Below are 24,765 nucleotides of genomic sequence, written 5' to 3'. Positions count from 1 at the left end.
TTCGGAAAATTTCGGATAAAATCAGTCAGAATATCGACTCCAGATAACTATAAATCTCCTGGCAAACCTCGTAGTTTGTGGCCTCTCGCCAGTTGTCGTGCGGGTTTGTTATCCAGTTGTGCCACGAGCGGCTGTCGTCTATAACAGAATAGTCGCCGTTCTTTCTTACCGTATCTCTGTTCTTGTCTGGAATCATCGAGCATATCAGGCGGTCGAATTTGTTGGGAATGTTAACCATCAGCAATCCCTCGTCCAGCATCACCTTCATTACAAGTGCCCAAGTCCAGTTGCTGTCGTTCTGTATTCGGTCGTTTATCAGTCGCACTGTGTTTACCAGCTTTTCTGCCTTGGCGCCTTTGCGGTATTTGGGTGCAACCGAGTTTGGCAGGTCCTGAAGGTTCTTAAGCTTGTCGCTCTCCTTGCCCAGGTTCAGCTTGTTGGCTATCATGTCGCCCACTTCTGCTTTGCCCTCGTGCTCGGCCCATGTGCGTATAAGTGTGGAGTAGGGACGGCGTTTGGCTTCGGTGTGCTCTTTCTCGCCCTGCTGCAACACAAAGTCTACGGGTATAGCCGGTAGTTGTATGTCTTTAATATTCATAATGTACGCGCGCGTTCCTTATTTATATTAGTTCTTCTTCGTTCTCGGCAGGCGTGTAGCTCTCTTTGCGCTTGTTCAGTAAGTCAACGATGCGCTGCTCCCATCCATCGGGAGTTTTGAATTCTATCACCAGGTTGTCGTTATAAAAGCACGATTCGTAGATGCCGTGCTGATAGTGCAGCTCCTTATAAACCTCCTCGACCGTGCCGCGAGCATAGAAATAGAATCCAGATATGGTGTAGCTTTGGGCGATCATATGGTCGTGAGTTCCGTCGAACGATAGGCTTATCTTGTAAACGTTCTGGTTGTATTCTTCGCCGTCTTCGTCCTTGGCTTTGTCCCAAATGGGCTTAACACCGAGCAACTCTAATCGCTCCCACATGTATCCAAACTCTACGGGCTCTTCCTGCTTCATGTCGTACTCCACGATCTTGGCCAGCCAGCGTAGCGTAACGCGTGGGTCGCGCTCGTTGCAAATCACTCGGCAGTCCTGCAGTTCGGCTTCGCAAGCCAGCGCTCCAGCAGGCAGTTCGCCGCCCTCGTCTATCATCGGATACTGACGTGCACCAAACACGTCCATGTCGTCGTCATCCCATACCGTAAGTGTGGCAATGTGCTTGCCTATGCGGCCCCCGGCATATATAATGTTGTAGGGCGCTTTTAGTTTCAGAATATTATTGTTCATCGTTATCTTGGTTTTAATCTTTTCTAGGTGCAAAGATACGCATTATTTTCGATACCACCAAACATCGCTGCGACCAATCGTGACAAACATGACAAATGACAATGTCATGTTTTATACAGAGCGTAAACTGGATTAGTCGATAAATAAACCACTTATTATATAATATTATAATATTATATAATAAGTGATGTTATTCTAGAATTTTTCCTTGATTCTCTCATGCCGATTATGACGCTGTCATTTGTCATATTTGTCATGTTCTAAATGTAGAATTTGCTACCCTACTAGGGAAAAATTTTTTCTACGTGTAGCCGCAAAAACCGCTCGCCAGCACGCCTAAAACGAGATTACGGATATCGGGCCGATAAGCTATGTTTCGTGCCTCGCGAAGTACGTTTCGTTCATCCTGAGCTGCCTTTTTCTCAATTTGGGGCCTAAAATCGAAAAGGCTGACCCGACGATTCGTCGGGTCAGCTCGCAAAGGCCGTCGCGATTCGCGCCCCCCTCTCTATCATGACACGTGACAAAGTGACAAATGACAGTGTCATATTTTGCGTGAAGAAGCAAATAAAAAGATAAAAAGTTTGGAACTTAGGGATTAAGTTCGTATCTTTGCAGGCGATATGGCAGACAAACATCTCTATATAATTAGTGGCCCTAATGGTGCTGGTAAGACTACTGCTTCATACAGTGTCTTGCCTAAAATCCTGCATTGTAAAGAGTTTGTAAATGCAGACGAAATAGCACGTGGTCTCTCTCCTTTTAACCCTGAAGGGGTGGCTATTGAAGCTGGCAGATTGATGCTTGGCCGAATAAAGGACCTTTTATCAAGAAATGAGAGTTTCTCTATTGAAACCACACTTGCTACTCGCTCTTATTTTCGCTTAATAGAGAATGCCCATAAGCAGGGATATGAGGTAACCTTACTCTATTTCTGGCTGAAATCACCAGAGCAGGCAATGGAACGTGTTGCAGAAAGGGTAAGTAAAGGCGGACATAATATTCCAAAAGACATCATAGAAAGAAGATACTATGAAGGTATCGACAATCTTTTCAACATTTATATGCCAATTGTTGATACTTGGCTTTTGGTCAATAATAGTGAGACCCCAAGAAGTATAATTGCTTCTGGCGGAAACAATCAGGAAACAATAGTTAGAAATAGTGTTTTATTTAAAAAGATAGAAGAATATGTCAAGCGCAGAGCATAATCAAATGGTAGAAAAGATTACGCGCGGCTTAGAAATAGCTGAGCGTGAGATGTTGGAGGAAAAAGCCAGAAACAATGAGAATGTTATTGTTTGTGGTGATGACAACGTAATACGTCATATTCCTGCTAAGAATTTCTTGTAGCAGATAGTATCGTCACATCAAAAGATAGAAAAACTTTAGGGATTCCCCTACCATCGCGTAGGGGAATTCTTGTATCTTGTTGCCATAAATGGCTTAACTTTGCACCAGAAAATTAAAAAACTAACATTGATTATGAAGAAACTGATATCAAGCCTGTTAATGGCATTTGTATGCGCTACGGCTATGGCCGAGATCGACGCGAAAGAGTATGGCGTTTTCGTGAAGAACGATCATCACGTGTTCTATTGTTCGCACAACGGCGTAACCGTTGTTGTTGATCCTACGCAAGGTGGTATCTTCGAACCTCACATCTCCATCATCAACGAGAGTGGTCGTGAGTTCATCTTCGAGCCTCAGAAGATAACCGCCAGCGCCTTCGCCATTCCTGGCGTCTCTTCGAAGTCTGCCCGCTATCGGGTGGAGCGTTTCTTGGCTAAGGGTGATACGCTCGGCTTTGATAAAGACCAACTGAAAATCTATACTCCCGAGAAATATATCAAGGTTGAGAATAAAGCCAATTTTTGGTCCACGCTGTTGGTTGGTGTGGTAAATGGTGCTGTGAAAGTAGGGGCTAATGCTCTTCGTGGCGATGACAATCGCTCGCCCGAAGAACGTGCCGCCGACCGTTTGATTGAAGACAAATACGACGACCGTCTGTATCAGGAGATGTCGAACGAGCACCAGCAGGAAATCAAGCGGATAAAGGAGCAGTATTGGCGTGCCAACACGATATTTGATGGTGAGGAGCATGAGGGTTTCATCGCCATCAAACCCATCAAGTCGCAGTACATCATTCTCGACATACCCGTTGGCGGCGAGAACTTCCACTTCTTAATAGATAACAACAAGCATTATTAATCCGCCCGCCAACTTCAAACAGCCAAAAAAGAAAAAGCGAGGGAATCTTTCGATTCTCTCGCTCTTCTGTCGGGATTACTGGACTCGAACCAGCGACCTCGCGCCCCCCAGACGTGTGCGCTACCAACTGCGCTAAATCCCGATCAATTAAGTGCTTAGCACCGACCTGTTTGTCGAATGCGGGTGCAAAGGTACGGAGTTTTTTTGAAACAACCAAATTTTCGGGGCGTTTTTTCTATTTATCCCACTTATTTTTCCACTTCTCGTAGTTTTTATACAGCGTAGCAGGGCGGTCGTTGTACCAGCTGTAGCCGTTTCGGCGCTCAGGACCAATATCCGAAAGGTGCTTGCGTGGCATGCCATCGCGGTCGCACACAAACGGCTCGCAGTTCAGTAGGTCGTAGAATCGGGCCCACAGTGGTCCGGCGTTAGGATCGGCCACCAGTCGGGTGTCGGCTCCTGGCTCGCCCTTCTTGCCAATCTTCTCCAAGCGATAGCCTGTAATCTTGGTCTTCTCGAACCACGTCATAGCGCTGTTGATAGAGCGGCGTATGCGCTCGTCGGGGTTAGGCAGCGTCATCAGAAATCGCACGATGGCGGCACTCTCCTGCGAGCAGTATGAGGGCAGTTCGTAGGCGCGGGCATAAGTAGGGTAGAGTGTCTTGCGGTCGTGCTGCTGGCACCATACGGTGAGCGTGTCGTCAACCCTAATCTGCGTGTTCAAGATGCACTCTATACCTTTCTTAAACGACTTATCGATCTGCGCGTTCAGCTTCTCGTCGCTCAATCCGGCATACTGCTCCTTACCATTCAGTATGTCGCGCATCATGTTCAGTATGTTCACCATCGCATCGTCGTTATAGGTTATCTGCACCTGATAGTCGCGCTTGGTGGGCCAGAACTGAGGCCATCCGCCGTTTTCATACTGTCCGTCCAGAATGTAGTGCACACCCTTCTTGAAAGCCTCACGATAGTGCTCGTCTTTGGTCTGCTGATACAGTCGGGCCAGGAAATTCATCTGTGTAGTTGTGGCGCCGTTATCGATGGTAGAATCGTCGGTAACGTGCTTGTCTTTCATAATAACCTCGCGCTGCTGGTTGGTAAGCGGTGTTACCATATCCACATTCTTAGGCCATCCGCCCGTGTTGCGCTGCCACACCAATAGCTGGTCGCCAATACGGCGTGCTTCGGCAGTTTTGAAAAACTCAGGATCTTTTTCGCGTAATACCTTATCTACCTGCGCGTTGGCTTGTGCCAGTGGCAGGAGCCCAAGGAACAGGGCCGATAGTAGAGTAGTCTTAATGTAGTTCATCATTGTTCTAATTATATGTTATGGCTGCAAAAGTATAAAAACTTTGCTAACTAACACACGGATTAACACACATTAATAGGAAATAAGTAATAAAATGTGTAAAAATGAGCGCTCTGTGGCCGAAAATGCGTATCTTTGCATGCAAATATAACGTGAAATTACAAGAAATGAAGCAATATAGACTAGCGGCACCTGAGCGATTGAACCAGACCATTCAGCTGCCTGCATCAAAAAGCATATCAAACCGTGCGTTAATCATCTATGCGCTTAGCGGTGGGCGGAATCTGCCTGAAAACCTGAGCGATTGCGATGATACTGAGGTAATAATCGAGGCACTGAAATACTTGCCCGACGAGATAAACATCAAGGCCGCAGGTACCGCCATGCGATTTATGAGCGCCTACCTGAGCGTGATGCGTGGCACCCACATCATTACAGGTACCGACCGCATGAAGCATCGCCCCATAGCCATACTGGTCGACGCCTTGCGCCGCCTTGGAGCACAGATAGAATACGTGGGCGAAGAGGGATTCCCCCCGCTCAAGATTACAGGTAAGAAGCTGGAGGGCGGACAACTGGAGATACCAGGCAACGTGAGTTCGCAGTACATCTCGGCCCTGCTTATGATTGGTCCGATGCTGAAGGAGGGGCTCACCCTGCAACTCACGGGCGAGATTATCAGTCGGCCCTACATCGACCTCACTCTGTGGATGATGGGCGAGTTTGGTGCTGATGCCAAATGGAGCTCGGCCGATACCATCACCGTGGCTCACAAGCCCTATAAGGGCCGCGATTATTACATCGAGAGCGACTGGAGTGGAGCCAGCTACTGGTACGAGATGGTGGCGCTGAGTAACGATCCTGATGCCGAAGTGCGATTGACGGGCCTGATGGACGGCTCGATGCAGGGCGACTCGACCACCCGCTACATCTTCAGTCTGCTGGGCGTGAAGACCTGCTTCGAGACTCAGCAGAAAGGTGTGCCGCAGATGGTAACGCTGAAGAAGAACGGACGCGGCGTATCGAAACTGGAGTACGACTTTGTGAATGCGCCCGATCTGGCTCAGACATTCGTGGTGACTTGTGCCGCCCTCGATATCCCGTTCCACTTTAAAGGTTTGGCCACCCTGAAAATCAAGGAGACTGACCGCATAGAAGCCTTGAAGCGCGAGATGAAGAAGCTGGGCTATGTGATTCACGATGCCAACGACAGTGAACTCTACTGGGATGGCGAGCGCTGCGAACCACAGATGGAGCTAGGCATCGATACCTACGAGGACCATCGTATGGCGCTGGCCTTCGCACCATATGCGCTGAAGCACGACGGGCTTATCATCAACAATCCACAGGTGGTAACCAAGTCGTATCCAAACTACTGGAACGACCTAGAATCCGTAGGATTTACTATAGTTGATAATTGATAGTTGATAATTGATAATTATGATTTGATAATTATGCAGTTTGTAATAGTTTGCATATTGTTGATAGTGGGTCTTGCAGTTGTGGCGCTGATAGCCAACTGGTTCGACAAAGGTGAAGACGTGATACAGGAGGGGCACGATTGCTCTACCTGTACAGCTGATATCGAGGGCGAATGCAAGATTCAATGTTTGAAAAAGGAACTTGAAGAACGGAAGAAGAAAGAAGGCAGTCGCATAAAATCCTACGACGAGCTATATGATCCCGACGAGGATACACAAATATGATATTCAAGGCGAAGAACATATTGATGATTGTGGCTATCGCGGGTGCGATAGTTAGTTGTTCTACGCAAAAGAATACCCCAAGTTCACGGTTCTGGCATGCTTTCAACGCCCGTTATAATACCTATTATAATGGTCAGATGGCCTTTATCGACGGCAATCTGGAGAAGGAAAAGGGTAACAAGGATAACTACACCGAGCTGATTCCGCTTTATACCGTTGGTAATAAGCAGAGCCGCGACATAGGCAAGTCGCACTACCAGCGAACCATCGAAAAGATGGAGAAAGCCATCCAGCGTCATAGCATCAAAGAAAAGGGTAGGGAGCAGAATCCCTTCCTTTGGAAGGCTTGGTTGATGATGGGTAAAGCGCAGTTCCAGATGGGCCAGTTTGAAGAGGCCGCCGCCACCTTCTCGTACATGGCTAAACTCTATCAGGGTGAGCCCTTGATGAGCGGACTGGCTCGTGCTTGGCTGGCCAAGTGCTACACAGAATTGGGTTGGCGATACGATGCTGAGGACGTGATTCGCAATATGAGTCGCGATTCGATGGATTTCCGTGCTGTGAAGGATTGGGATTATACCTATGCCAACTACTACATTCGCGAGGCCGACTACCAGAAGGCGATACCCTACTTGAAGAAGACTATCAAGCACGAGCGCCGCAAGGTGCAACGGGCGCGCGAGTGGTTTCTGTTAGGGCAGATAGAAAATCAGTTGGGCCATCAGCAGGAAGCTTACGATGCCTTTAAGCACGTGATACGATGCAGTCCGCCTTACGAGCTCGAGTTTAATGCCCGCATCGCTCAGACTGAGGTGCTGGCTAAGAACAACGGCCGCCAGATGATAAGCAAGCTGAAACGCATGGCCGCTGATGATAACAATGCCGAATATCTCGACCAGGTGTACTACGCCATCGGCAATATCTATCTGGCTCAAGGCGACACCCTAGAGGCCATCAACGCCTACGAGAAAGGTAATAAGAAAGCCACCCGTAACGGCATCGAAAAGGGTGTGCTCTTGCTCACCTTGGGCAATATCTATTGGGAGCGCGAGCAGTTCTCGGATGCCAAGCGCTGTTATGGTGAGGCCATCGGACTGCTGGATAAGGAGCGCAAGGATTACGAGCAGCTATCGCAGCGTTCGAAGATACTCGACGAACTGGTGCCTTATACTGAGGGCATCCATCTGCAAGACTCGCTTCTGGCTTTGGCGCAGATGCCTGAGGCAGAGCGAAATCAGACCATCGACCGTGTGATTGACGCCCTGAAGAAAAAAGAAAAAGAAGAGCGCGATGCCCAACAGGAGTCTGAGGCCAATGCCCAACAGGCACGCAATCAAGCCAATATGCCCACTGCCATGCGCCCCTCAACGCCCCAAGTACCTACAGCTAAGAATGGGGATGCTGGCACATGGTACTTCTATAATCCCACGGCAGTAAGTCAGGGTAAAACCACCTTCCAGCGTGAGTGGGGCAAGCGAGAGAACATAGACAACTGGCGGCGCAGCAACCAAACGGTGATTCGCATGCCAGGGGCGGAAGAAGATACGAATGATAGCATCGCCTCTGATCAGTTGGCTATGGGCGATTCCATCGCCAATGATTCCATCGCAGCAGAACCTGTAGACTCAGCCGTCTTCGACCCGCATAAGCGTGAGTACTATCTGGCACAGATTCCATTTACAGATGAGCAGCAAGCCGCCAGTCATGACATTATCAAGGATGGCTTGTTACATGCAGGCATCATCCTCAAGGATAAGATGGAGCGCTTGGCGCTCAGCGAGCGTTATCTGTGTCGCCTCACCAATGATTATCCTGATTACGAGCATAACGACGAGGCGTGGTATCACCTGTGGTTGCTCTATTCGCGCCAAGGCCTCACAGCCAAGGCTGTCGAATGCCTCGCCCACATGCAGGAAAATTACGCAGAGAGCGAGTGGACCATATTGATATCCGACCCGCTTTATGCTGAGAACGCCCGCTTTGGCGAGCAGATAGAGGATTCGCTCTATGGCGCTACCTACGACGCTTTCAAGGCCAATCAGTATGAGATGGTGAAGCAGAATGCCGAGCTATCGGCCACGCGTTTTCCCCAAGGCGCTAATCGCGATAAATTCTTATTTATCAACGGCTTGAACCTGCTGAACGAAGGTGATGGCGATGGCTGTATGGAGCAACTGCAGCAAGTGGTAGAAAAGTATCCTGAGAGCGAAGTAAGCAAGTTGGCCGGCATGATTATCAAGGGTGTGCAGGATGGCAGACGACTGCATGGAGGCAAGTTTGATATAGGCGACGTATGGACGCGTCGTGATGTGGAGCTATCGGGCGATTCGACCGTCATCGATACCCTGAGCATAGAGCGCGACGACCACTATCTGTTTATGCTGGTCTACAACCCCGATTCGGTGAACCAGAATCAGATGCTGTTCGAGTTGGCTCGCTACAACTTTACCAACTTCCTGGTGCGCAATTTTGAGATACAGATAGATCAGGATCACGAGTTGAATCGCATGATGGTAAGCGGTTTCCAGAGCTACGACGAGGCCTTGCAATATGCCCGTATGCTCTATGATAACGAAACGCTTCGCGCCCACATCGCTGGCACCATGCGCCTCATTATCAGCGAGAAGAATCTGCCAAGCTTGGGCACCCGCTTGAGCTACGACGACTATCAGCTGTTCTACGAGCGCGAGCTGGCTCCAATGAAGGTGAGCAACGAGAATCTGCTGATCAATCCAGAGACTATCGATGCACCTGATATCGAGGATATCGCTCCTGCAAAACCTGCAGAGCCACAGACACCTGCCACGACGAAAAAGCAGCAGAAGCAGTTTGACTTTGATGATGATTTTTGGTAATTAATGCTACGATATATATGACAAACGGATTACTACTCTGGGTAGACGACGAGATTGAGCAACTGAGGGCACACATCATGTTCCTCGAGAAGAAAGGCTATGAAATCGTGACCGTTAGCAACGGTACCGATGCCATAGACCAATGCCGTCAGCGTAACTTCGACCTCGTGCTGCTCGATGAGCAGATGCCTGGAATAAGTGGTCTGGAAACCTTGCGCGTACTCAAAGAAATCAATCCGTCGCTACCCGTGGTGATGGTGACTAAGAGCGAGGAGGAGAACATTATGGAGCAGGCCATCGGACAGAAGATAGCCGACTATCTTATCAAGCCCGTCAACCCTAACCAGATTCTCCTGACGCTCAAGAAGAACATTCATCGCAAGGCCATCGAAACAGAGATTACCCAAAGTCAGTATCAGCAGAACTTCCAGCAGATAGCCATGCAGATTATGGATTGCCGCACGTGGCAAGACTGGGTGGATGTATACAAGCGCCTGGTGCATTGGGAGCTGGAGCTGAGCAGCACCGATAGCAGCATGATGGAGATGCTGCATATGCAGAAAGAAGAGGCCAATAACGGCTTTGCGAAGTTTATTAAGCAAAATTATTTGGATTGGCTAGATAATGCTAGCAGTACTAGTTCTGCTAGCCAGGCAAGAAATGCTAGCCCTGCTAGCAAGCCGATGCTCTCGCCCGATATTTTTAAAACCAAGGTTTACCCTCTGCTCAACGAGGGCAAAAAGGTATTCCTCGTGGTGCTCGATAACTTCCGCTACGATCAATGGCGTGTGCTATCGCAGGAGTTGAGTTCGAGTTTCGATATCGACGAAGACCTGTATTACAGCATTCTGCCCACCGCTACCCAGTATGCCCGCAATGCCATCTTCAGCGGACTGATGCCCAATAAGATTCAGGAGATGTTCCCAGATCTTTGGGTAGATGAAGACGAGGAAGAGGGTAAGAACCTGAACGAAGAGCCCCTCATCCGCACCCAGCTGGAGCGCTATCGCCGTAAAGAGACGTTTACTTACCACAAGATAAACACCCAGGCCGATGCCGACAAGCTGATGCAACAGATGCAGCAAATCAGCAAGAATCCACTCAACGTGGTGGTGTTCAACTTTATCGATATGCTGAGTCACGCCCGTACAGAATCAAAGATGGTGCGTGAGTTGGCCAATAATGAGAGTGCCTATCGCAGCATCACCTTGTCGTGGTTCCGTCATTCGGTTATCAGCGACTTCTTCCGTCAGCTGGCCCAGATGGATTGTAAGGTCATAGTGACTACCGATCATGGTAGTATCCGCTGTACCCAACCCGTGAAGATTGTAGGCGATAGGAATACTAACACCAATCTGCGCTATAAGTTGGGCAAGAACTTAGGCTACGATGAGAATAAGAGCCTGTTTGTGATCAAGGATCCACGCAAGGCCTTGCTGCCATCGCCCAACCTCTCTACAAGCTATGTGTTTGCCACAGGCGACTCGTTCTTCGCCTATCCGAACAACTACAATTACTATGTGTCGTATTATCGTGACACCTTCCAGCACGGAGGCATCTCGATGGAGGAGATGATAGTGCCGCTCATTACATTAACAGGAAAGAAAAGATAAAATAGATATGGAAATACGTATTAGCAGTTTGGAACAAATCGGGGATGCAGCCCGAGAGTTTATCGCCAATATGGGCGAGAGTCGTGTGTTTGCTTTCTACGGAAAGATGGGAGCCGGAAAAACCACATTTATCAAGGCTATCTGTGAGGCCTTGGGTGTAGACGATGTCATCACATCACCCACATTCGCTATTATCAATGAGTACACATCAGGTGAGGGCGAGAGCATCTATCATTTTGATTTCTACCGCATCAAAAAGCTGGAAGAGGTTTACGATATGGGCTATGAGGACTACTTCTATAGCGGATGTCTCTGTCTGATAGAATGGCCAGAACTGATAGAAGAAGTATTGCCTGAAGATGCCGTAAAGGTTAAGATTGATGTAACTCCAGAAGGAGAAAGAGTAATCTCGTTAGGTAAAGCATAAGCATACAATTATTCCCCCTAAGTAGGGGGCGCTCGGCTCTGCCGCTTGCTACCGAAGGGGCGCAAGAAACCAAAGGGGTCTGAACAAAGGAAAGAATCATAGGCTTGTAATTTCCCCTTGTTCAGACCACCCCTAACCCCTCCTACCTTAGGAGGGGAAATAGTTACTGCTTACTTAAAGCAGGGCTTCGAATTTCTCTTCAAACTTAGCCTTCGACTGGGCGCCGATAAGCTTATCAACTACCTCGCCATTCTTGAAGAACAGGATGGTAGGAATGTTGCGGATACCAAACTCTGCAGCCAAATCCTCGTTGTCCTCAACATCGCACTTGCCAACTACGATTTTGCCATCGTACTGCTTGGCCAACTCTTCGATAATGGGAGCCACCATACGGCATGGTCCACACCATGTGGCCCAGAAATCAACTACCAAAGGCAGGTTGCCAGCCTTCAGACTTGCAAAGTTCTCTTTTGTGATTGTTACTTCCATTGTTTTTTCCTTTTTTATTGTGAATACTATGTGAACTATCTGACTCCCAGCAAAATGCATGCCATCAATTTATTGAGTATGCCAATCCGTCGTGAGTCTCGATGTAGTTAATCAACTGGTTTTTAACGTCTATTCCTTCGCGTTTGCTTCGCAGTAATACGTGATAGCTGCCGCTTGAATCGCGTAATTGGAAGAAGAGCTTGGTCTTACCAGGATTGTCGTTAATAATCTCTGTCAGATCGTTTACCAATGCATCGTCTACCTTATCTGTAAGCATAGAGATGGTGATGCGATCGATAGCTCTCTCCTTGATGGTCTGTAGGAACTCGACACCGCCAATCTTCAGGTCTTTAGGACCATTTTCGTTATATTGGAATCGCGACTTTACCTTACCTGTGATATACACCGAAGCGCCTATTGAGAACATACCAGCACGCTGTCCCCATTCCTCGCCCATCATGAAGATCTCGCCTGAGCCGTCGAAGTCTTCGATGGTTACCACACCATAAGGCTTTCCTGTCTTGGTAAAGCCTGTCTTGGTGGCAGTTACGATGCCGCCGAGTATGACATCCTCGCGATCTGCCAACTTAGCAATATCTGCCAATTCGACACATCTGGTGTTGCAGAGGTTGTCGAGAATAATCTTGTATTCGTCCAAAGGATGGGCCGAAAGATAGATACCTACCAGCTCGCGCTCCTTGTTCAGTCGCTCGATATCGCTCCAACGGATATCGTTCTTGGGCACTTGTGGCTGGGCTATCTCTACACCCTCGCCAAACATGCCGAACAGCGAGTTCTGCATCTCGGCCTTCTCCTGCTGGTACAGCTGTCCGTAGCGACAAAGTGTCTCGATAAATGTCTCGCCTTTCTGATTGGTGGCAAAGAAATCTTCGCGACGGATGCCAAACGAGTCGAAACCACCACTCAGCGCCAGCGATTCGAAAGCCTTACGGTTTACTGACGAGAAGTTCACACGCTGTGCAAAATCGTAGATATCCTTATAGGGTCCGTTCTTCTCGCGCTCTTCGATAATCGATAGTGCTGCTGAGTCGCCCATACCCTTGATGGCACCCAGACCGAATCGGATTTCACCATGATGGTTCACACCAAACTTCTCGTACGACTCGTTAACATCTGGGCCCAGTGTGGCAATGCCCATCTGCTTGCACTCGTCCATCAGCTTGGTGATTTCTGTTATCTGGTCGCGACGTCGGCTCATGATGGCAGCCATGTATTCAGCAGGGTAGTTCGCCTTCAGATAGGCTGTCTGATATGCTACCCATGAGTAGCAGGCTGCATGCGACTTGTTGAACGCATACGATGCAAACTTCTCCCAGTCGGCCCATATCTTCTCAAGAATATCAGGATTGTGACCATTCTTCTTTCCGCCTTCGATGAACTTAGGCTTCATGGCGTCAACAATATCTTTTTTCTTCTTACCCATGGCTTTACGCAGGGCGTCACTCTCACCACGGGTGAAGTCGGCCAGCTGTCGGCTCAGTAGCATCACCTGCTCCTGATAAACCGTAATGCCGTAGGTGTCCTTCAGGTACTTCTCCATGCAGTCGATGGGGTAGGTAATGGGCTCCAGTCCGTTCTTACGCTTAATAAAGTCGGGGATGTAGTCCATAGGGCCTGGACGATAAAGGGCATTCATCGCAATCAGGTCTTCGAACACTGTTGGGTGCAGCTCGCGCAGGTATTTCTGCATACCGGCCGACTCGAACTGGAACGTACCGATGGTGCGTCCCTGCTGGTATAGTTCGTAGGTCTTGGGATCGTCGATAGGAATGGTGTCCAGGTCAACATCAATACCGCGTGTACGCTTGATGTTGGCACAGGCCTCCTTCAACTCTGACAGGGTTTTCAGACCCAGGAAGTCCATCTTGATAAGTCCTGTCGACTCAATCACGTGTCCGTCGTACTGTGTACAGTTGGTCTTGGTGCCCTTAAAGTCAGGGTCATCGGCTGTCGACACAGGCACGTGGTCGCTAATTGGGTCGCGGCAGATAATAAATCCGCAAGCGTGGATACCCGTTCCGCGAACGGTACCCTCAAGCATCTTGGCATATTTAATGGTGTTTGCCAGATGTATATCTGTTGATGTCTCGGCCTCCTGTAGTTCAGGTACAGCCTTGATGGCGTTCACCAGATTCATCTTTGGTGTCTTGCCATCTACATCAGGCAGGCGGTCAGGGATAGCCTTACACAGAGCGTTCGATATAGCTAGGGGCACATTCTCTACTCGTGCTACGTCCTTGATGGAGTTCTTAGTGGCCATCGATGCGTAGGTAATGATATGTGCACAATTCTCGTGGCCATACTTATCCATAACCCATTTCAGCACCTTGCCTCGTCCGTCATCATCAAAGTCGGTATCGATATCAGGCAGCGAGATACGGTCTGGATTAAGGAAACGCTCAAACAGCAGGTCGTACTTCAATGGGTCGATTTTAGTAATACCTAAGCAATAGGCTACTACACTACCAGCAGCCGATCCACGACCAGGACCAACCATCACACCTAGCTCATCGCGAGCCGAGTTGATAAAGTCCTGCACAATCAAGAAGTAACCAGGGAAACCCATCGTCTTCATGATGTGTAGCTCAAATCGTATGCGGTCGTCAACCTCTTTCGATAGTGGGTCGCCATAGCGTTTTGTAGCTCCTTCGTATGCCAGCTTGGCCAGATAGTCGGCCTCGAACTTAATACGGTATATCTTGTCGTATCCGCCCAGTTTCTTGATTTTCTTTTCGCCATCTTCGGGTGGCAGTTGGTTTTCGCCGTTCTCATCGCTGGTAAACTCGTCGTAGAGTTGCTGCTCTGTGAACTTCTGTCGCCATTCCTCCTCAGTACCAAAACTCTCTGGGATGGGGAAGAAGGGCATGATGGGGTCGGCATCCAGACTGTAGGTCTCCACCTTATTTAATATCTCTACGGTGTTGGCCATAGCCTCAGGCACATCACTGAAGATATCGTTCATCTCCTGCTGAGTCTTAAACCACTCCTGCTTTGAGTAGAGCATGCGGGTGGGGTCGTCCAGATCCTTACCTGTGGCCAAACACAACAAGTGGTCGTGCGCCTCGGCATTATCTTCGTCAACAAAGTGCGAGTCGTTAGTACAAACCAGTTTTACACCGTATTCCTTGGCCAGCTCTATTAGTACCTTGTTGGCTTGCTGCTGTAGGGGGAAGGTCTCGCGATTGGCCCTGTAGCTAGGGTCGGGATTCTTAACCTCGTGGCGCTGCAGTTCCAGATAGTAGTCGTCGCCCCACAGGTTCTTGTGCCACTCGATGGCTTTGCGTGCTCCCTCGATGTCGCCTTTCAGAATCTTGGCTGGCACCTCACCTGCAATACAGGCCGAGCAGACTATCAGATCCTCATGATATTTCTCCAACTCCTTGTGGTCGGTACGTGGACGGTTGTAGAAACCATCCACCCACGAGTTACTAACCAGTTTAATCAGGTTCTTGTAGCCGTGGGCATTCTTGGCCAACACTATCAGGTGGTATCCTCCAAGGTCCTCTTTTGTGTCCTTCAACCTCATGTCGCCACGACGTGCCACATACATCTCGCAACCAAAGATTGGCTTGAATGGTTCAAGTCCGTCTTTCTTACGTTGTTTGTTCACACCGTTGCAGATGTCGTGAAATTCCTTAATACCGAACATGTCGCCGTGGTCGGTAATCGCCATGCCCTTCATGCCGTCGGCCAGCGCCTTATCCACAAGCTTTTTGATACTCGACTGTCCATCGAGTATCGAGTAATATGTATGTACGTGCAGATGTACGAAATCTTCCATCTTTTATTGTATAAAATGCTAATTTTGGAGCGTCAAAGATACGCTGATTTTTCGAGATAACCAAAAGAAAAAAGTGAAAAGTTTGTAATACTCAAAAAAAAGATGTACCTTTGCACCCAGAATGAAACAATCGGAATGTAACTAATGGGAGAAAGAATAAAGAAACTCAAGAAAATCAGAATTCATCGTGAAGGTACTAACGAGTTGACACTCAGTGCCATGGCTATCGTTGGTATAGGCTCATTATTGTGGTACGGACTTGAAACAACTATCCCTTTCTGGATATTTGTGGCCATTTTCGTTACTGCATGGTTCATCGCACTCAACTTCTATCGTTGCCCTATTCGCTATTTTAATGGCGATACCGATAAGTTGGTGGTAGCACCAGCTGATGGTAAAATTGTTGTGGTAGAAGAGACCGAGGAAAATACCTATTTCCACGACAAGCGATTGATGATATCCATCTTTATGAGTCCGCTCAACGTGCATGCCAACTGGTATCCCGTTGATGGTAAAGTTAAGTTTGTGAAGCACTTTAACGGAAACTACCACAAGGCTTGGTTGCCTAAGGCCAGCGAAGAGAACGAGCATGCAGACATTATGATTACCACTCCAGAAGGTGAAGATATCCTGGTTCGTCAGATAGCTGGTGCATTGGCTCGTCGCATCGTTACCTACGCCAAGGATGGAGAGGAGTGCTATATCGATGAGCACCTGGGCTTTATTAAGTTAGGTTCGCGCGTAGACGTATTCCTTCCTCTTAGCGCTAAGGCTTGTGTTACTATGAATCAGCCTACCACAGGCGACCAGACGGTCATCGCCAAGCTGGCGTAATGTTCAATGTTCAATGTTCAATGGTCAATGTTTAAAAAGCATATTCCCAATACGATAACATGCTGCAACCTTGTTTCTGGTTGTATCGCTACTTACTTCGCCTTCTTGGGCGATTTCGAGATGGCATTGCTCTTTATCATCATCGGAGCCGTGTTCGACTTCTTCGATGGCATGAGCGCTCGTCTGCTGGGCGTTTCATCGCCCATAGGCAAGGAGCTTGACTCGTTGGCTGATGATGTTACCTTTGGCTTCGCACCATCGGCTATTGTATTCGAATATCTCAGACCAGAGACAGAACTGCTGCCTTTCCTTGTTTTTGTGATGGCGGCTTTTTCTGCTTTGCGCTTGGCAAAGTTTAACCTCGACGAGCGTCAGGCTTTGGGTTTCATAGGTCTCCCAACTCCTGCTAATGCGCTGTTCTGGGGGGCGTTGATTGCTGGTGCTGGCGATTGGATGAAGACGGCGCCATTCATCGGTTCTAACCTTTCGCTGGTTATTATTACTGGCGTTTTCATCAGCTGTTATCTGCTGATAGCTGAGATACCCATGTTTGCACTCAAATTTAAGCATTGGGGGTGGAAGGGTAACGAGGTGAAGTATATCTTCGTCTTGTCGTGCATCCCATTGTTACTCCTTTTGGGGGTAAGTGGCTTTGCGGCCATCATTGCATGGTATGTATTACTGTCTGTAATTACTAACAAATCTAATAAGTAAAAATCTGTAGCCTATGCAGGTTATTTTGGGCATTATTGTGTTTGGGGTTATAGCCATTGCTATTATCGTGATGATAGTGATTAATTTCATGTATCACAATGTAAAGCGCTTACGTGAAGACGCCGAGGAATTTCTTTATCGCCAGGGAAAACGCCGTGAACAGAAAGATCGTAATCCCTTTGGTGAGGATTACTTCAAGAGTAGTCGCAAACCTGGTGCTCAAGGTACTAAGTCTAGTGGTTCGCGCACTTCATCTGAGTCTGCAGAACGAAAAACCGCTCGTAGAACAACTACAAGCGGTGGTGTAACTATCATCGATCAACGCCAGGAAGAAGAGAAGAAAATCTTCGAGAAGGGCGACGATGAATACGTTGAGTTTGAAGAGGTTTGAATCTTCAATCTTCAATGTTCAATTGTGCACTAGCGTTCCTATCTGTTCGCCGTCCATTACTTTCTTCAGATTTCCCACTACGTCCATATTGAATACGTAGATAGGCAGATTGTTGTCCTGACACATGCAGATAGCCGTCAGGTCCATTACCTTCAATCCACGTGCCAATACCTCTTTATAAGTAATGTCATCAAACTTGGTGGCTGTTGGATCCTTTTCTGGGTCAGCGGTATAGATGCCGTCAACGCGAGTGCCCTTCAGCATTACGTCGGCCTCAATCTCTATGCCACGCAGACTTGAACCTGTATCAGTAGTGAAGTAGGGTGAACCTGTACCTGCTGAGAAGATGCACACATATCCTGCCTCCATAGCCTCGATAGCCTTCCACTTGGTGTAGAACTCGCCAATAGGCTCCATGCGGATGGCAGTCAGTACCTTGTTCTTTACACCAACTGCACCAAGAGCTGAGCTCAGTGCCAGCGAGTTGATGACTGTGGCGCACATACCCATCTGGTCGCCCTTTACACGATCGAAACCTTTCTGTGAGCCCGACAGACCACGGAAAATGTTTCCACCACCAATTACGATACCAATCTGAACGCCCATTCCTGCTATCTCCTTAATCTGGTTAGCATAGTCGCTCAGTCTCTCAGGGTCGATGCCGTAGCCCTGCTTACCCATCAAACTCTCACCCGAGAGTTTCAACAGAATTCTCTTAAATCTTGCCATATAATTGTAAATTATCAATTATGAATTGTCAATTGTGAATTACAAATTGCACCTCCTTAAATCTAAACAAGTGCGCTACGCCCTTTTCGTCTTCCAGCATCAGCCGTCCATCATCCTTCACGTCCACGATACTGGCTTCGAAGGTGGTATTGTTTGTCATGAACAGATGCTTGCCTTCGCGTCTGTACAGCCTTGCTTTGTAGTCGGCTATGATGGTGGCACTTTTGGCCGTCTTGTTCAGTTGTTTCAGAAATGCTGTAAGCAACTCCTCGCGATCAGTATCCTTTCCTGTCAGTTGTTTGATGGATACTGGGTTTGGCGCATCACTTTTAAACACAGTCTGGTTGACATTCAGTCCAATGCCTATGATTGTGTCTTTTATCATGCGACCTTGCAGTCGGTTCTCTATCAGCACTCCACATATTTTCTTATCACCCACATAAATATCATTAGGCCACTTGATTGATATTGGTTTTTGCAAATAACTATCTAGTGTCTTGCATAAAGCCACAGATACCACCTGCGTAATGATAAACTGATTTTTAGCCTGAAGACTCTTAGGATGTATCATTACCGAGAACAACAGATTCTGTCCACGTTCGGCCTCCCATGAGTTCGAACCGCAACCCTTGCCAGCAGTCTGGTAATCAGCCACTACCACTTGGTCGCCTACCCCGTTTTCCTTCATCCAAAGGTTGGTAGAATCCGTTTCTTCGATATGTACAACCTCAAATTTCATCATTCTGAGTGCAAAGTTACGATTTTTTTCTTAACTTTGCAACATGATTAGCGAAGAACAACAAAAAAAAGATGAGCGCTTTATGCAAATGGCCCTTGAAGAGGCCCATGAAGCGATGAAGGCGGGTGAGATTCCCATAGGGGCAGTTGTGGTTTGTAAAGACCGTGTTATATCCCGCGCTCACAACCTTACTGAGACTCTCTGCGATGTAACTGCTCATGCCGAGATGCAAGCCATTACTGCTGCTGCCAACACCCTTGGCGGCAAGTACCTCACTGACTGTACCCTCTACGTAACGGTAGAACCCTGTACTATGTGTGCAGGAGCGATAGGGTGGGCTCAGATTCCACGTATTGTCTATGGTACCCCTGACGATAAACGTGGTTACCATCTACTGGCTCCTCGTGCCTTCCACCCAAAAGCCACTGTTACCACAGGTGTACTTGAAGAAGAATGTCGTCAACTGATGCAGGACTTCTTCAAATCCAAGCGCTGAAATAAAAATAGGAGAACCCTTTTGAGTTCTCCTATTATTATAATAGATGATTGCAAATTTACTTATTTGCAGGGTGATCGTATGTTGATGTACGTACATCCCAGAACATCTTTGAATAGTAGTTGTTGGTACCGTCCTGCAGCTTGGCTACAGCAGCTTTCCAACTCTCGCTGTTCAGTGTACTCTCGTCAGTAGGATATTTTACACGTGAAATGATGTCGCCCTTAACTTCAGATAGTGGCGTAAATTCATAAGGAACCTGACCACTGTCTGTTTTGTATACTGCACAGATTTCTCCAGGACGTACTATCTGCTCAGGATAACCAGTACGACGAATCTCTGTCCAAGCCTCAGTACCGTTGGTGTAGAGGTCGATATACTTTTGGATGGCATAGGCCTCAGCATTCACGTTCTTGCAAACTGCCTCAACGTATGCAGCTACCTCATCAGCATCAGGTGTAGCACCCATTACGTTATACCAGTAATCGATACTTGCCTCAACGCCTTCTTTGTAGTCGTCAACGCTGAAATCATTATACTCACCGATAATGAACTTCAACTCAGCGTATGTCATCAGGGGCACTGCATAAGTCTTGCTCAGTACTGGTGGCTGATCAGCATACCAACTCTTTACACCATCCTGTGTGAACAGACGCGCCTGGATACCTGTCTGAGTAGCTACAGCCATACCGTTCCACTTACCATCGTCAACAGTGTAGACATGGATACGTGGGTCGATAACACCCTCCCAAGGATGACTCTTTGCATTCAGCGTATCACGCTGACCCTTCAGCAGGTCGGCAAGTGTCTTGTTGATAGCAAAGTCGTTACGACGGTCAACAAAGAAACCTTCGTAGAACTTACAGTACTCAGTACCAGATGCGCTGTACTGGAACTTGGCTGCATCGTCGTTGCTCTCGAACACACCGCTCTGCAGAGCCTGCTGGATGTAGCTCTTCCAGTTGCTGTCTACCTTCGACATGTGTACTGCCAGACGGCACTTTAGTGAGTTGCCGAATTTCTTCCACTTTGAGGCGTCGCCATCGTAGATTACATCACCACTGGTGAAGGCAACCTCCGACTCGTCGATCATTTCAACAGCTTCTGTCAGTTCCTTCATCAGCTGGGCATACAGATCCTTCTGGTCGTCATACTTTGCATAGAGCACGTTGTCGCTCTCCAGTTTCAGAGCCTCAGAATATGGGATGCTTCCCCATGTGTCGGTCATCAAGTCAGCCAGCCATACCTTCATGATCATTGCTGCTGCTATCTGGTTGGCGTTTGCGCCATAGGCCGAACTGGCGTTCTTGGTTGCCTCGTCGGTATTCATGCTGATCACTTTCTGGAAGTTGTTCAGACCCATGTACATGTACTTGAAGTAGCTGTTGTTTACCGACTCACGAATCTGGTATCGGTCTTCTTCAGTATAGTTGCGCTGGCTCCACTGCTGTGAGTAAACCAGACACTGACGTCCGCTGAACCAGTTGTCGTAGATATTGTCCACTGTCCACTTCTCAGCAGCGTTCATGATCATGTTTGATGGAACGTTCGAAGCAACATTGGGATTAACGTTCAATGCCTCTTGGTCAGAGCAAGCTGCGGCTGTGAAGCAAAGTGAACCTACCAGTGTATATTTGATTATATTTTTCATATTTTGTTTCCTCCTTCGTTTTAGAATTTCATATTAACTGTGAAACCATAGGTAGAAACCATTGGAGTAGCACCACCTTCAACACCCTGAATGTTACCAGAACCGGTTACAATCATTTCTGGGTCGAAGTGTTTAGTGTCAGGACCCCATACACCCAGGTTACGGCCATAGGCAGAGAGTCGCAGACTCTTTACAAACCAAGCTGGATTCAGTTTGAATGTGTAGCCAACGCTCACCTCACGCAGTTTGATGTAATCGCTCTTCAACAGGCTCTGAGCAGCAGGGCCAGAGTAGAAGTTCTCATAGTAGTCGCGAGCGGCAACAACAGTAGTGTTAGGCTTGCCGTCTATAGTATATCCCTCAGAGATGATACCTGTTTCACGTACATTGTTGGCAGCTGTCTCCTCGAACATACCGCAGTACATACCCCACAGATATGTGGTAGAGAAGTACTGACCACCCTTTGAGAAGTCGAGCTGGAAGCTCAGGTCGAGATTCTTGTAACGGAATGAGTTGGTCCAACCACCGGTAAAGTCTGGGAAGATATGTCCGATAACCTTGTTGCCATCGGTAGCCATATAGAGACCATCTTCGTCAACAAGCTTGTTGCCATTCTCGTCGTAAACAAAGTCGGTACCCATGATAACGCCGTATTCCTCACCTACCATAGCTCCGATTTCAACAAGGAATGGAGCGCTTGAGATACGATAGTAGTCTACACCGTCGGCCAGCGACTTAACCTTGTTCTTGTTCGAAGCCAGAGTCAGGTTGGTAGTCCACTCAAAGTCGTGAGTCTTAACAGGAGTAGCGTGGATACCTACCTCGATACCCTTGTTCTCAATCTCACCAGAGTTCACATATTTATATATATAACCTGTTGTTCCAGATACCGACAGAGGCAGAATCTCGTCCTTGGTATTGGTACGATAGTATGTGACGTCGAATCCCAGACGGTTGTTGAAGAAGCTCATCTCCAAACCAGCCTCGAACGATGATGTTGACTCAGGCTTCAGGTCAGGGTTCTGCATGGTGTTAGGCAGACGGTAACCAGGAGTAGTTGAGTCGATATTGGTGTACTGCGAGAAGGTGTTGTACAGTTGATATGGGTCAGTGTCGTTACCTACCTTTGCAAAGCCGAGACGAACCTTACCGAAACTCAGCCAAGGTGTCTTCTCCTTCAGCAGCTCAGAGAAAATCCAGCTACCAGTGATTGAAGGATATACGTAGGTGTTGTTACCCTTTGGCAGGGTAGATGATCTATCACCACGGATGGTTCCTTCCAGATAGAGCATGTTCTTCCAGCCCAGGGTTACGTCGCCAAAGAGTGAGTTGATCGACTTTTCGCGACGGTAGTTGTAACCAGCAGCCTGTGTCAGTGAGTTTGACAGGTCGTAGAACTCAGGGATAGCCAGTCCGCCCTGTGTCTCACCATACACATACTCATAGTGGTTCATCATGATGTTTGCACCGAAGTTTGCATTCAGTGTAAAGTCGTTGAATGTCTGGTTGTACATCAGCATAAACTCATGGTTGATTTCGTACTGCTGACGTGAAATCTCCTTATAGCGTGACTCCTCCTGCGAACCTACTGCATTGCGCTCGTACTGCTTGTCAACAAAGAAGTCGAGGTTTACCTTGTACTGAGCCTTCAACTGAGGCAGAATTTGATAGCTGAAGCCTGCGTTACCATAGATACGGTTACGAGTATCATTCTCGTAGTTCATATAGCGGCTCCAGTACTGGTTGTTGTGGTATGCAGGTGTTGGATCGTCAACAGCGTTACGGTTCCAAGTTGCCTGTGTTCCATCGGGATATTTATACATATCCTTCAGTTCGTTCATATCCAGCTGGCGCTGACCCCACTGTACAAACTTCACCATGATGTTGTTGTCGCCATAACCAGTATCCTGACGTCCCTTGGCACGGCTGTTGAAGAAGTTGACGCTTGTAAACACGTTCAGCTTCTTGTCGGGGCTCATAATGTTGCCATTTACATTGAAGATGTTCTTATACATCGAACTGTTGGGCAGATATCCGTCAAGGCTGGTGTTTGTATAGCTGATACGGAAAGCGCTATTGTCGTAAACCTGCGAGATGGCAACGTTGTTGGTGTAAGATACGCCCGTCTCAAAGAAGTCGTCGTAATCGTGCTTTGGAGCGCTCCATGCCGATGTGGTTGGGTTGCCTACTTTTCCGTTAGCCTCCCACTTAGCCAGGTCGTACCATGACAGAACCTGACGTCCGTCAAGCTTTGGACCCCAACTCTCGTCCATACCGTAATCAGGTACAGTATAGGTGATACCATTGATTTCTACCTCTGCAAAGTCATCATATCCGTCAAGAGCCATGTAGCCATAGCCACCGCCGTATTCCTTCTGCAGCTTAGGCAGCTTGCTAACGCGCTCAATGCCTAGAGTAGAGCTGAACTCAACACCCAGCCCCTGCTGCTTCTTAGCCTTCTTGGTTGTAATCATAATCACACCATTTGAGGCACGACTACCATACAGAGCCGATGCAGCAGCACCTTTAAGTACTGAAACGCTCTCAATATCGTCGGGGTTCAGGTCCTGAATCAGGTTACCATAGTCGTAACCACCACCACCACGCTGGGTGTCGGTAGAGTTGAAGTCCTTACCTTCCAAGGGTACACCGTCAACCACAAACAGAGGCTGGTTTGATCCGCTCAGTGAGTTGTTACCACGGATAAGTACCTTTGATGATCCACCCATAGAACCGGCACCAGAACTGATTTGCAGACCTGCAACCTTTCCCTGTAGAGCATTAACAGGGTTGCTCAGTCCACCACGGCTCTTAATAAGCTCATCGCCATTCACCTCAGATACGGCATATCCCAGCGCCTTCTTCTCACGCGAGATACCCATGGCAGTAACTACCACCTCGTCGAGGGCTTGGGCATCAGCCTTCAGGAAAACCTTCATGCCGTTCTTGGCCTTAACAGTCTTGCTTTCGTATCCCAAATAACTAATCTCTAGATCGGTTTTGCCTGCTGGAATAGTCAGGTCGAATCGACCATTTACGTTTGTCAACATACCAGTACTGGTTCCCACTACCTTAACGGCTGCTCCAATAATTGGCTGGCCGTCTTCTTGTGAGAGTACAGTACCAGAAACTTTCGTTTGTGCAAGAGCACTTCCTACACAAAGGAAGAGACTCATCATAAACAACGTTAGTCCTTTTTTCATAAATTCACTCTCTTTTGTTTAATTATAGTTGTGTTATTAAAGATTTTAATCACTGCAAAATTAGTGTATATTTTCCTATTTAAAAAATATTTTTAAAAGAAAATGGTGTTTTTGCTGCATTTTTTGCATTTTTACTCATATGGCCTTGATATGTATCAATTAGATAGTAAATATTAACCTTTGCTTTCACTTTGATACTTAAACTTCTGTTTTGCTTTCTTTTGTTTATTTTGTATTTCTTGTTGGCGTGTTATTTTCATAGCGGCAGATGAGCATACTACTAAACAAAAAGATAGGGTGCTCACCATTG

The 24,765-nt window shown here is 47.7% G+C and carries 21 protein-coding genes and 1 tRNA gene; 12 read left to right on the top strand and 10 right to left on the bottom strand.

Annotated features, from left to right (window positions below; all coding sequences use genetic code 11):
• Positions 1-25: 25 nt before the first annotated feature.
• Both BUB86_RS12075 and BUB86_RS12070 read right to left on the bottom strand, forming a co-directional pair.
• A complete protein-coding gene (locus BUB86_RS12075) occupies positions 26-598 on the bottom strand; it encodes a hypothetical protein (protein WP_073209860.1) in 573 nt (190 codons plus the stop codon).
• 22 nt (positions 599-620) lie between these two features.
• Positions 621-1,283: a hypothetical protein gene (locus BUB86_RS12070; protein WP_073209858.1), complete on the bottom strand. Its 663-nt coding sequence runs from the start codon at positions 1,281-1,283 to the stop codon at positions 621-623.
• 623 nt (positions 1,284-1,906) lie between these two features.
• On the opposite strand from BUB86_RS12070, the gene BUB86_RS12065 reads away from it, so the two are divergent.
• The 3 genes from BUB86_RS12065 (at position 1,907) to BUB86_RS12060 (ending at position 3,494) form a co-directional block, all read left to right on the top strand.
• Positions 1,907-2,494: a zeta toxin family protein gene (locus tag BUB86_RS12065; RefSeq protein ID WP_073209856.1), complete on the top strand. Its 588-nt coding sequence runs from the start codon at positions 1,907-1,909 to the stop codon at positions 2,492-2,494.
• Positions 2,475-2,636 (top strand): hypothetical protein, encoded by a 162-nt coding sequence (locus BUB86_RS17695; protein WP_175549497.1) that lies wholly within the window; start codon positions 2,475-2,477, stop codon positions 2,634-2,636. Before BUB86_RS12065 ends, BUB86_RS17695 begins: the two co-directional genes overlap by 20 nt.
• Before the next feature lie 132 nt (positions 2,637-2,768).
• Positions 2,769-3,494: a hypothetical protein gene (locus BUB86_RS12060; RefSeq protein ID WP_073209854.1), complete on the top strand. Its 726-nt coding sequence runs from the start codon at positions 2,769-2,771 to the stop codon at positions 3,492-3,494.
• Between the two features lie 69 nt (positions 3,495-3,563).
• Here BUB86_RS12060 and BUB86_RS12055 read toward each other — a convergent pair.
• Both BUB86_RS12055 and pelA read right to left on the bottom strand, forming a co-directional pair.
• Positions 3,564-3,636 (bottom strand) — tRNA-Pro (locus BUB86_RS12055).
• A 93-nt stretch (positions 3,637-3,729) separates the two neighbouring features.
• A complete protein-coding gene (gene pelA, locus BUB86_RS12050; protein WP_254795160.1) occupies positions 3,730-4,809 on the bottom strand; it encodes a pectate lyase in 1,080 nt (359 codons plus the stop codon).
• 164 nt (positions 4,810-4,973) lie between these two features.
• Here pelA and BUB86_RS12045 point away from each other — a divergent pair, with 164 nt between their 5' ends.
• Genes BUB86_RS12045 through tsaE form a run of 5 tightly spaced genes read left to right on the top strand, consistent with a single transcriptional unit; the run spans position 4,974 to position 11,407 of the window.
• Positions 4,974-6,227, top strand: a complete 1,254-nt coding sequence (locus BUB86_RS12045; RefSeq protein ID WP_073209853.1) for a 3-phosphoshikimate 1-carboxyvinyltransferase — start codon at positions 4,974-4,976, stop codon at positions 6,225-6,227.
• 33 nt (positions 6,228-6,260) lie between these two features.
• Positions 6,261-6,512, top strand: coding sequence for a hypothetical protein (locus BUB86_RS12040; protein ID WP_139261593.1), 252 nt, complete (start codon positions 6,261-6,263; stop codon positions 6,510-6,512).
• A complete protein-coding gene (locus tag BUB86_RS12035; protein ID WP_139261591.1) occupies positions 6,509-9,367 on the top strand; it encodes a tetratricopeptide repeat protein in 2,859 nt (952 codons plus the stop codon). Before BUB86_RS12040 ends, BUB86_RS12035 begins: the two co-directional genes overlap by 4 nt.
• 17 nt (positions 9,368-9,384) lie before the next feature.
• The gene (locus BUB86_RS12030; RefSeq protein WP_073209849.1) at positions 9,385-10,980 is read left to right on the top strand and encodes a bifunctional response regulator/alkaline phosphatase family protein; all 1,596 of its coding nucleotides are present in this window, start codon (positions 9,385-9,387) and stop codon (positions 10,978-10,980) included.
• Between the two features lie 7 nt (positions 10,981-10,987).
• On the top strand, positions 10,988-11,407 hold the full coding sequence (gene tsaE, locus BUB86_RS12025) for a tRNA (adenosine(37)-N6)-threonylcarbamoyltransferase complex ATPase subunit type 1 TsaE (RefSeq protein WP_073209847.1): 420 nt from the start codon (positions 10,988-10,990) through the stop codon (positions 11,405-11,407).
• Positions 11,408-11,581: 174 nt separating this feature from the next.
• On the opposite strand, the gene trxA is transcribed toward tsaE, so the two are convergent.
• Positions 11,582-11,896: a thioredoxin gene (gene trxA, locus BUB86_RS12020; RefSeq protein ID WP_073209845.1), complete on the bottom strand. Its 315-nt coding sequence runs from the start codon at positions 11,894-11,896 to the stop codon at positions 11,582-11,584.
• 64 nt (positions 11,897-11,960) lie between these two features.
• Entirely contained in the window at positions 11,961-15,698 is a 3,738-nt protein-coding gene (dnaE, locus tag BUB86_RS12015) for a DNA polymerase III subunit alpha (RefSeq protein WP_073209843.1), read from the bottom strand.
• A 144-nt stretch (positions 15,699-15,842) separates the two neighbouring features.
• Here dnaE and BUB86_RS12010 point away from each other — a divergent pair, with 144 nt between their 5' ends.
• The 3 genes from BUB86_RS12010 to BUB86_RS12000 are packed head-to-tail and all read left to right on the top strand — an operon-like array spanning position 15,843 to position 17,637.
• Positions 15,843-16,532 carry a phosphatidylserine decarboxylase family protein gene (locus BUB86_RS12010; RefSeq protein ID WP_073209842.1) on the top strand — a complete coding sequence of 230 codons (690 nt, stop codon included), beginning with the start codon at positions 15,843-15,845 and terminating at the stop codon, positions 16,530-16,532.
• 27 nt (positions 16,533-16,559) lie between these two features.
• Positions 16,560-17,246: a CDP-alcohol phosphatidyltransferase family protein gene (locus BUB86_RS12005; protein WP_073209840.1), complete on the top strand. Its 687-nt coding sequence runs from the start codon at positions 16,560-16,562 to the stop codon at positions 17,244-17,246.
• 13 nt (positions 17,247-17,259) lie between these two features.
• Positions 17,260-17,637 carry a DUF4834 family protein gene (locus BUB86_RS12000; protein WP_073209838.1) on the top strand — a complete coding sequence of 126 codons (378 nt, stop codon included), beginning with the start codon at positions 17,260-17,262 and terminating at the stop codon, positions 17,635-17,637.
• A gap of 18 nt (positions 17,638-17,655) precedes the next feature.
• Here BUB86_RS12000 and pyrH read toward each other — a convergent pair whose 3' ends face one another.
• Positions 17,656-18,366 carry a UMP kinase gene (gene pyrH / locus BUB86_RS11995; protein WP_028903820.1) on the bottom strand — a complete coding sequence of 237 codons (711 nt, stop codon included), beginning with the start codon at positions 18,364-18,366 and terminating at the stop codon, positions 17,656-17,658.
• Between the two features lie 28 nt (positions 18,367-18,394).
• The gene (locus BUB86_RS11990) at positions 18,395-19,108 is read right to left on the bottom strand and encodes a biotin--[acetyl-CoA-carboxylase] ligase (RefSeq protein WP_073209836.1); all 714 of its coding nucleotides are present in this window, start codon (positions 19,106-19,108) and stop codon (positions 18,395-18,397) included.
• Between the two features lie 40 nt (positions 19,109-19,148).
• Between BUB86_RS11990 and BUB86_RS11985 the strand changes: the two genes are divergently transcribed.
• A complete protein-coding gene (locus BUB86_RS11985) occupies positions 19,149-19,601 on the top strand; it encodes a nucleoside deaminase (protein ID WP_073209834.1) in 453 nt (150 codons plus the stop codon).
• 58 nt (positions 19,602-19,659) lie between these two features.
• Here BUB86_RS11985 and BUB86_RS11980 read toward each other — a convergent pair whose 3' ends face one another.
• On the bottom strand, positions 19,660-21,252 hold the full coding sequence (locus tag BUB86_RS11980; RefSeq protein WP_073209832.1) for a SusD/RagB family nutrient-binding outer membrane lipoprotein: 1,593 nt from the start codon (positions 21,250-21,252) through the stop codon (positions 19,660-19,662).
• A 20-nt stretch (positions 21,253-21,272) separates the two neighbouring features.
• Positions 21,273-24,455, bottom strand: a complete 3,183-nt coding sequence (locus tag BUB86_RS11975; protein ID WP_073209829.1) for a SusC/RagA family TonB-linked outer membrane protein — start codon at positions 24,453-24,455, stop codon at positions 21,273-21,275.
• Positions 24,456-24,765: the final 310 nt, after the last annotated feature.

The sequence above is a fragment of the Xylanibacter ruminicola genome (genome assembly GCF_900142525.1).
Lineage (GTDB): Bacteria > Bacteroidota > Bacteroidia > Bacteroidales > Bacteroidaceae > Prevotella > Prevotella ruminicola_A.
Note: the sequence above shows the minus strand (reverse complement) of the source record. Positions and strands in the feature narration are given on the sequence as shown.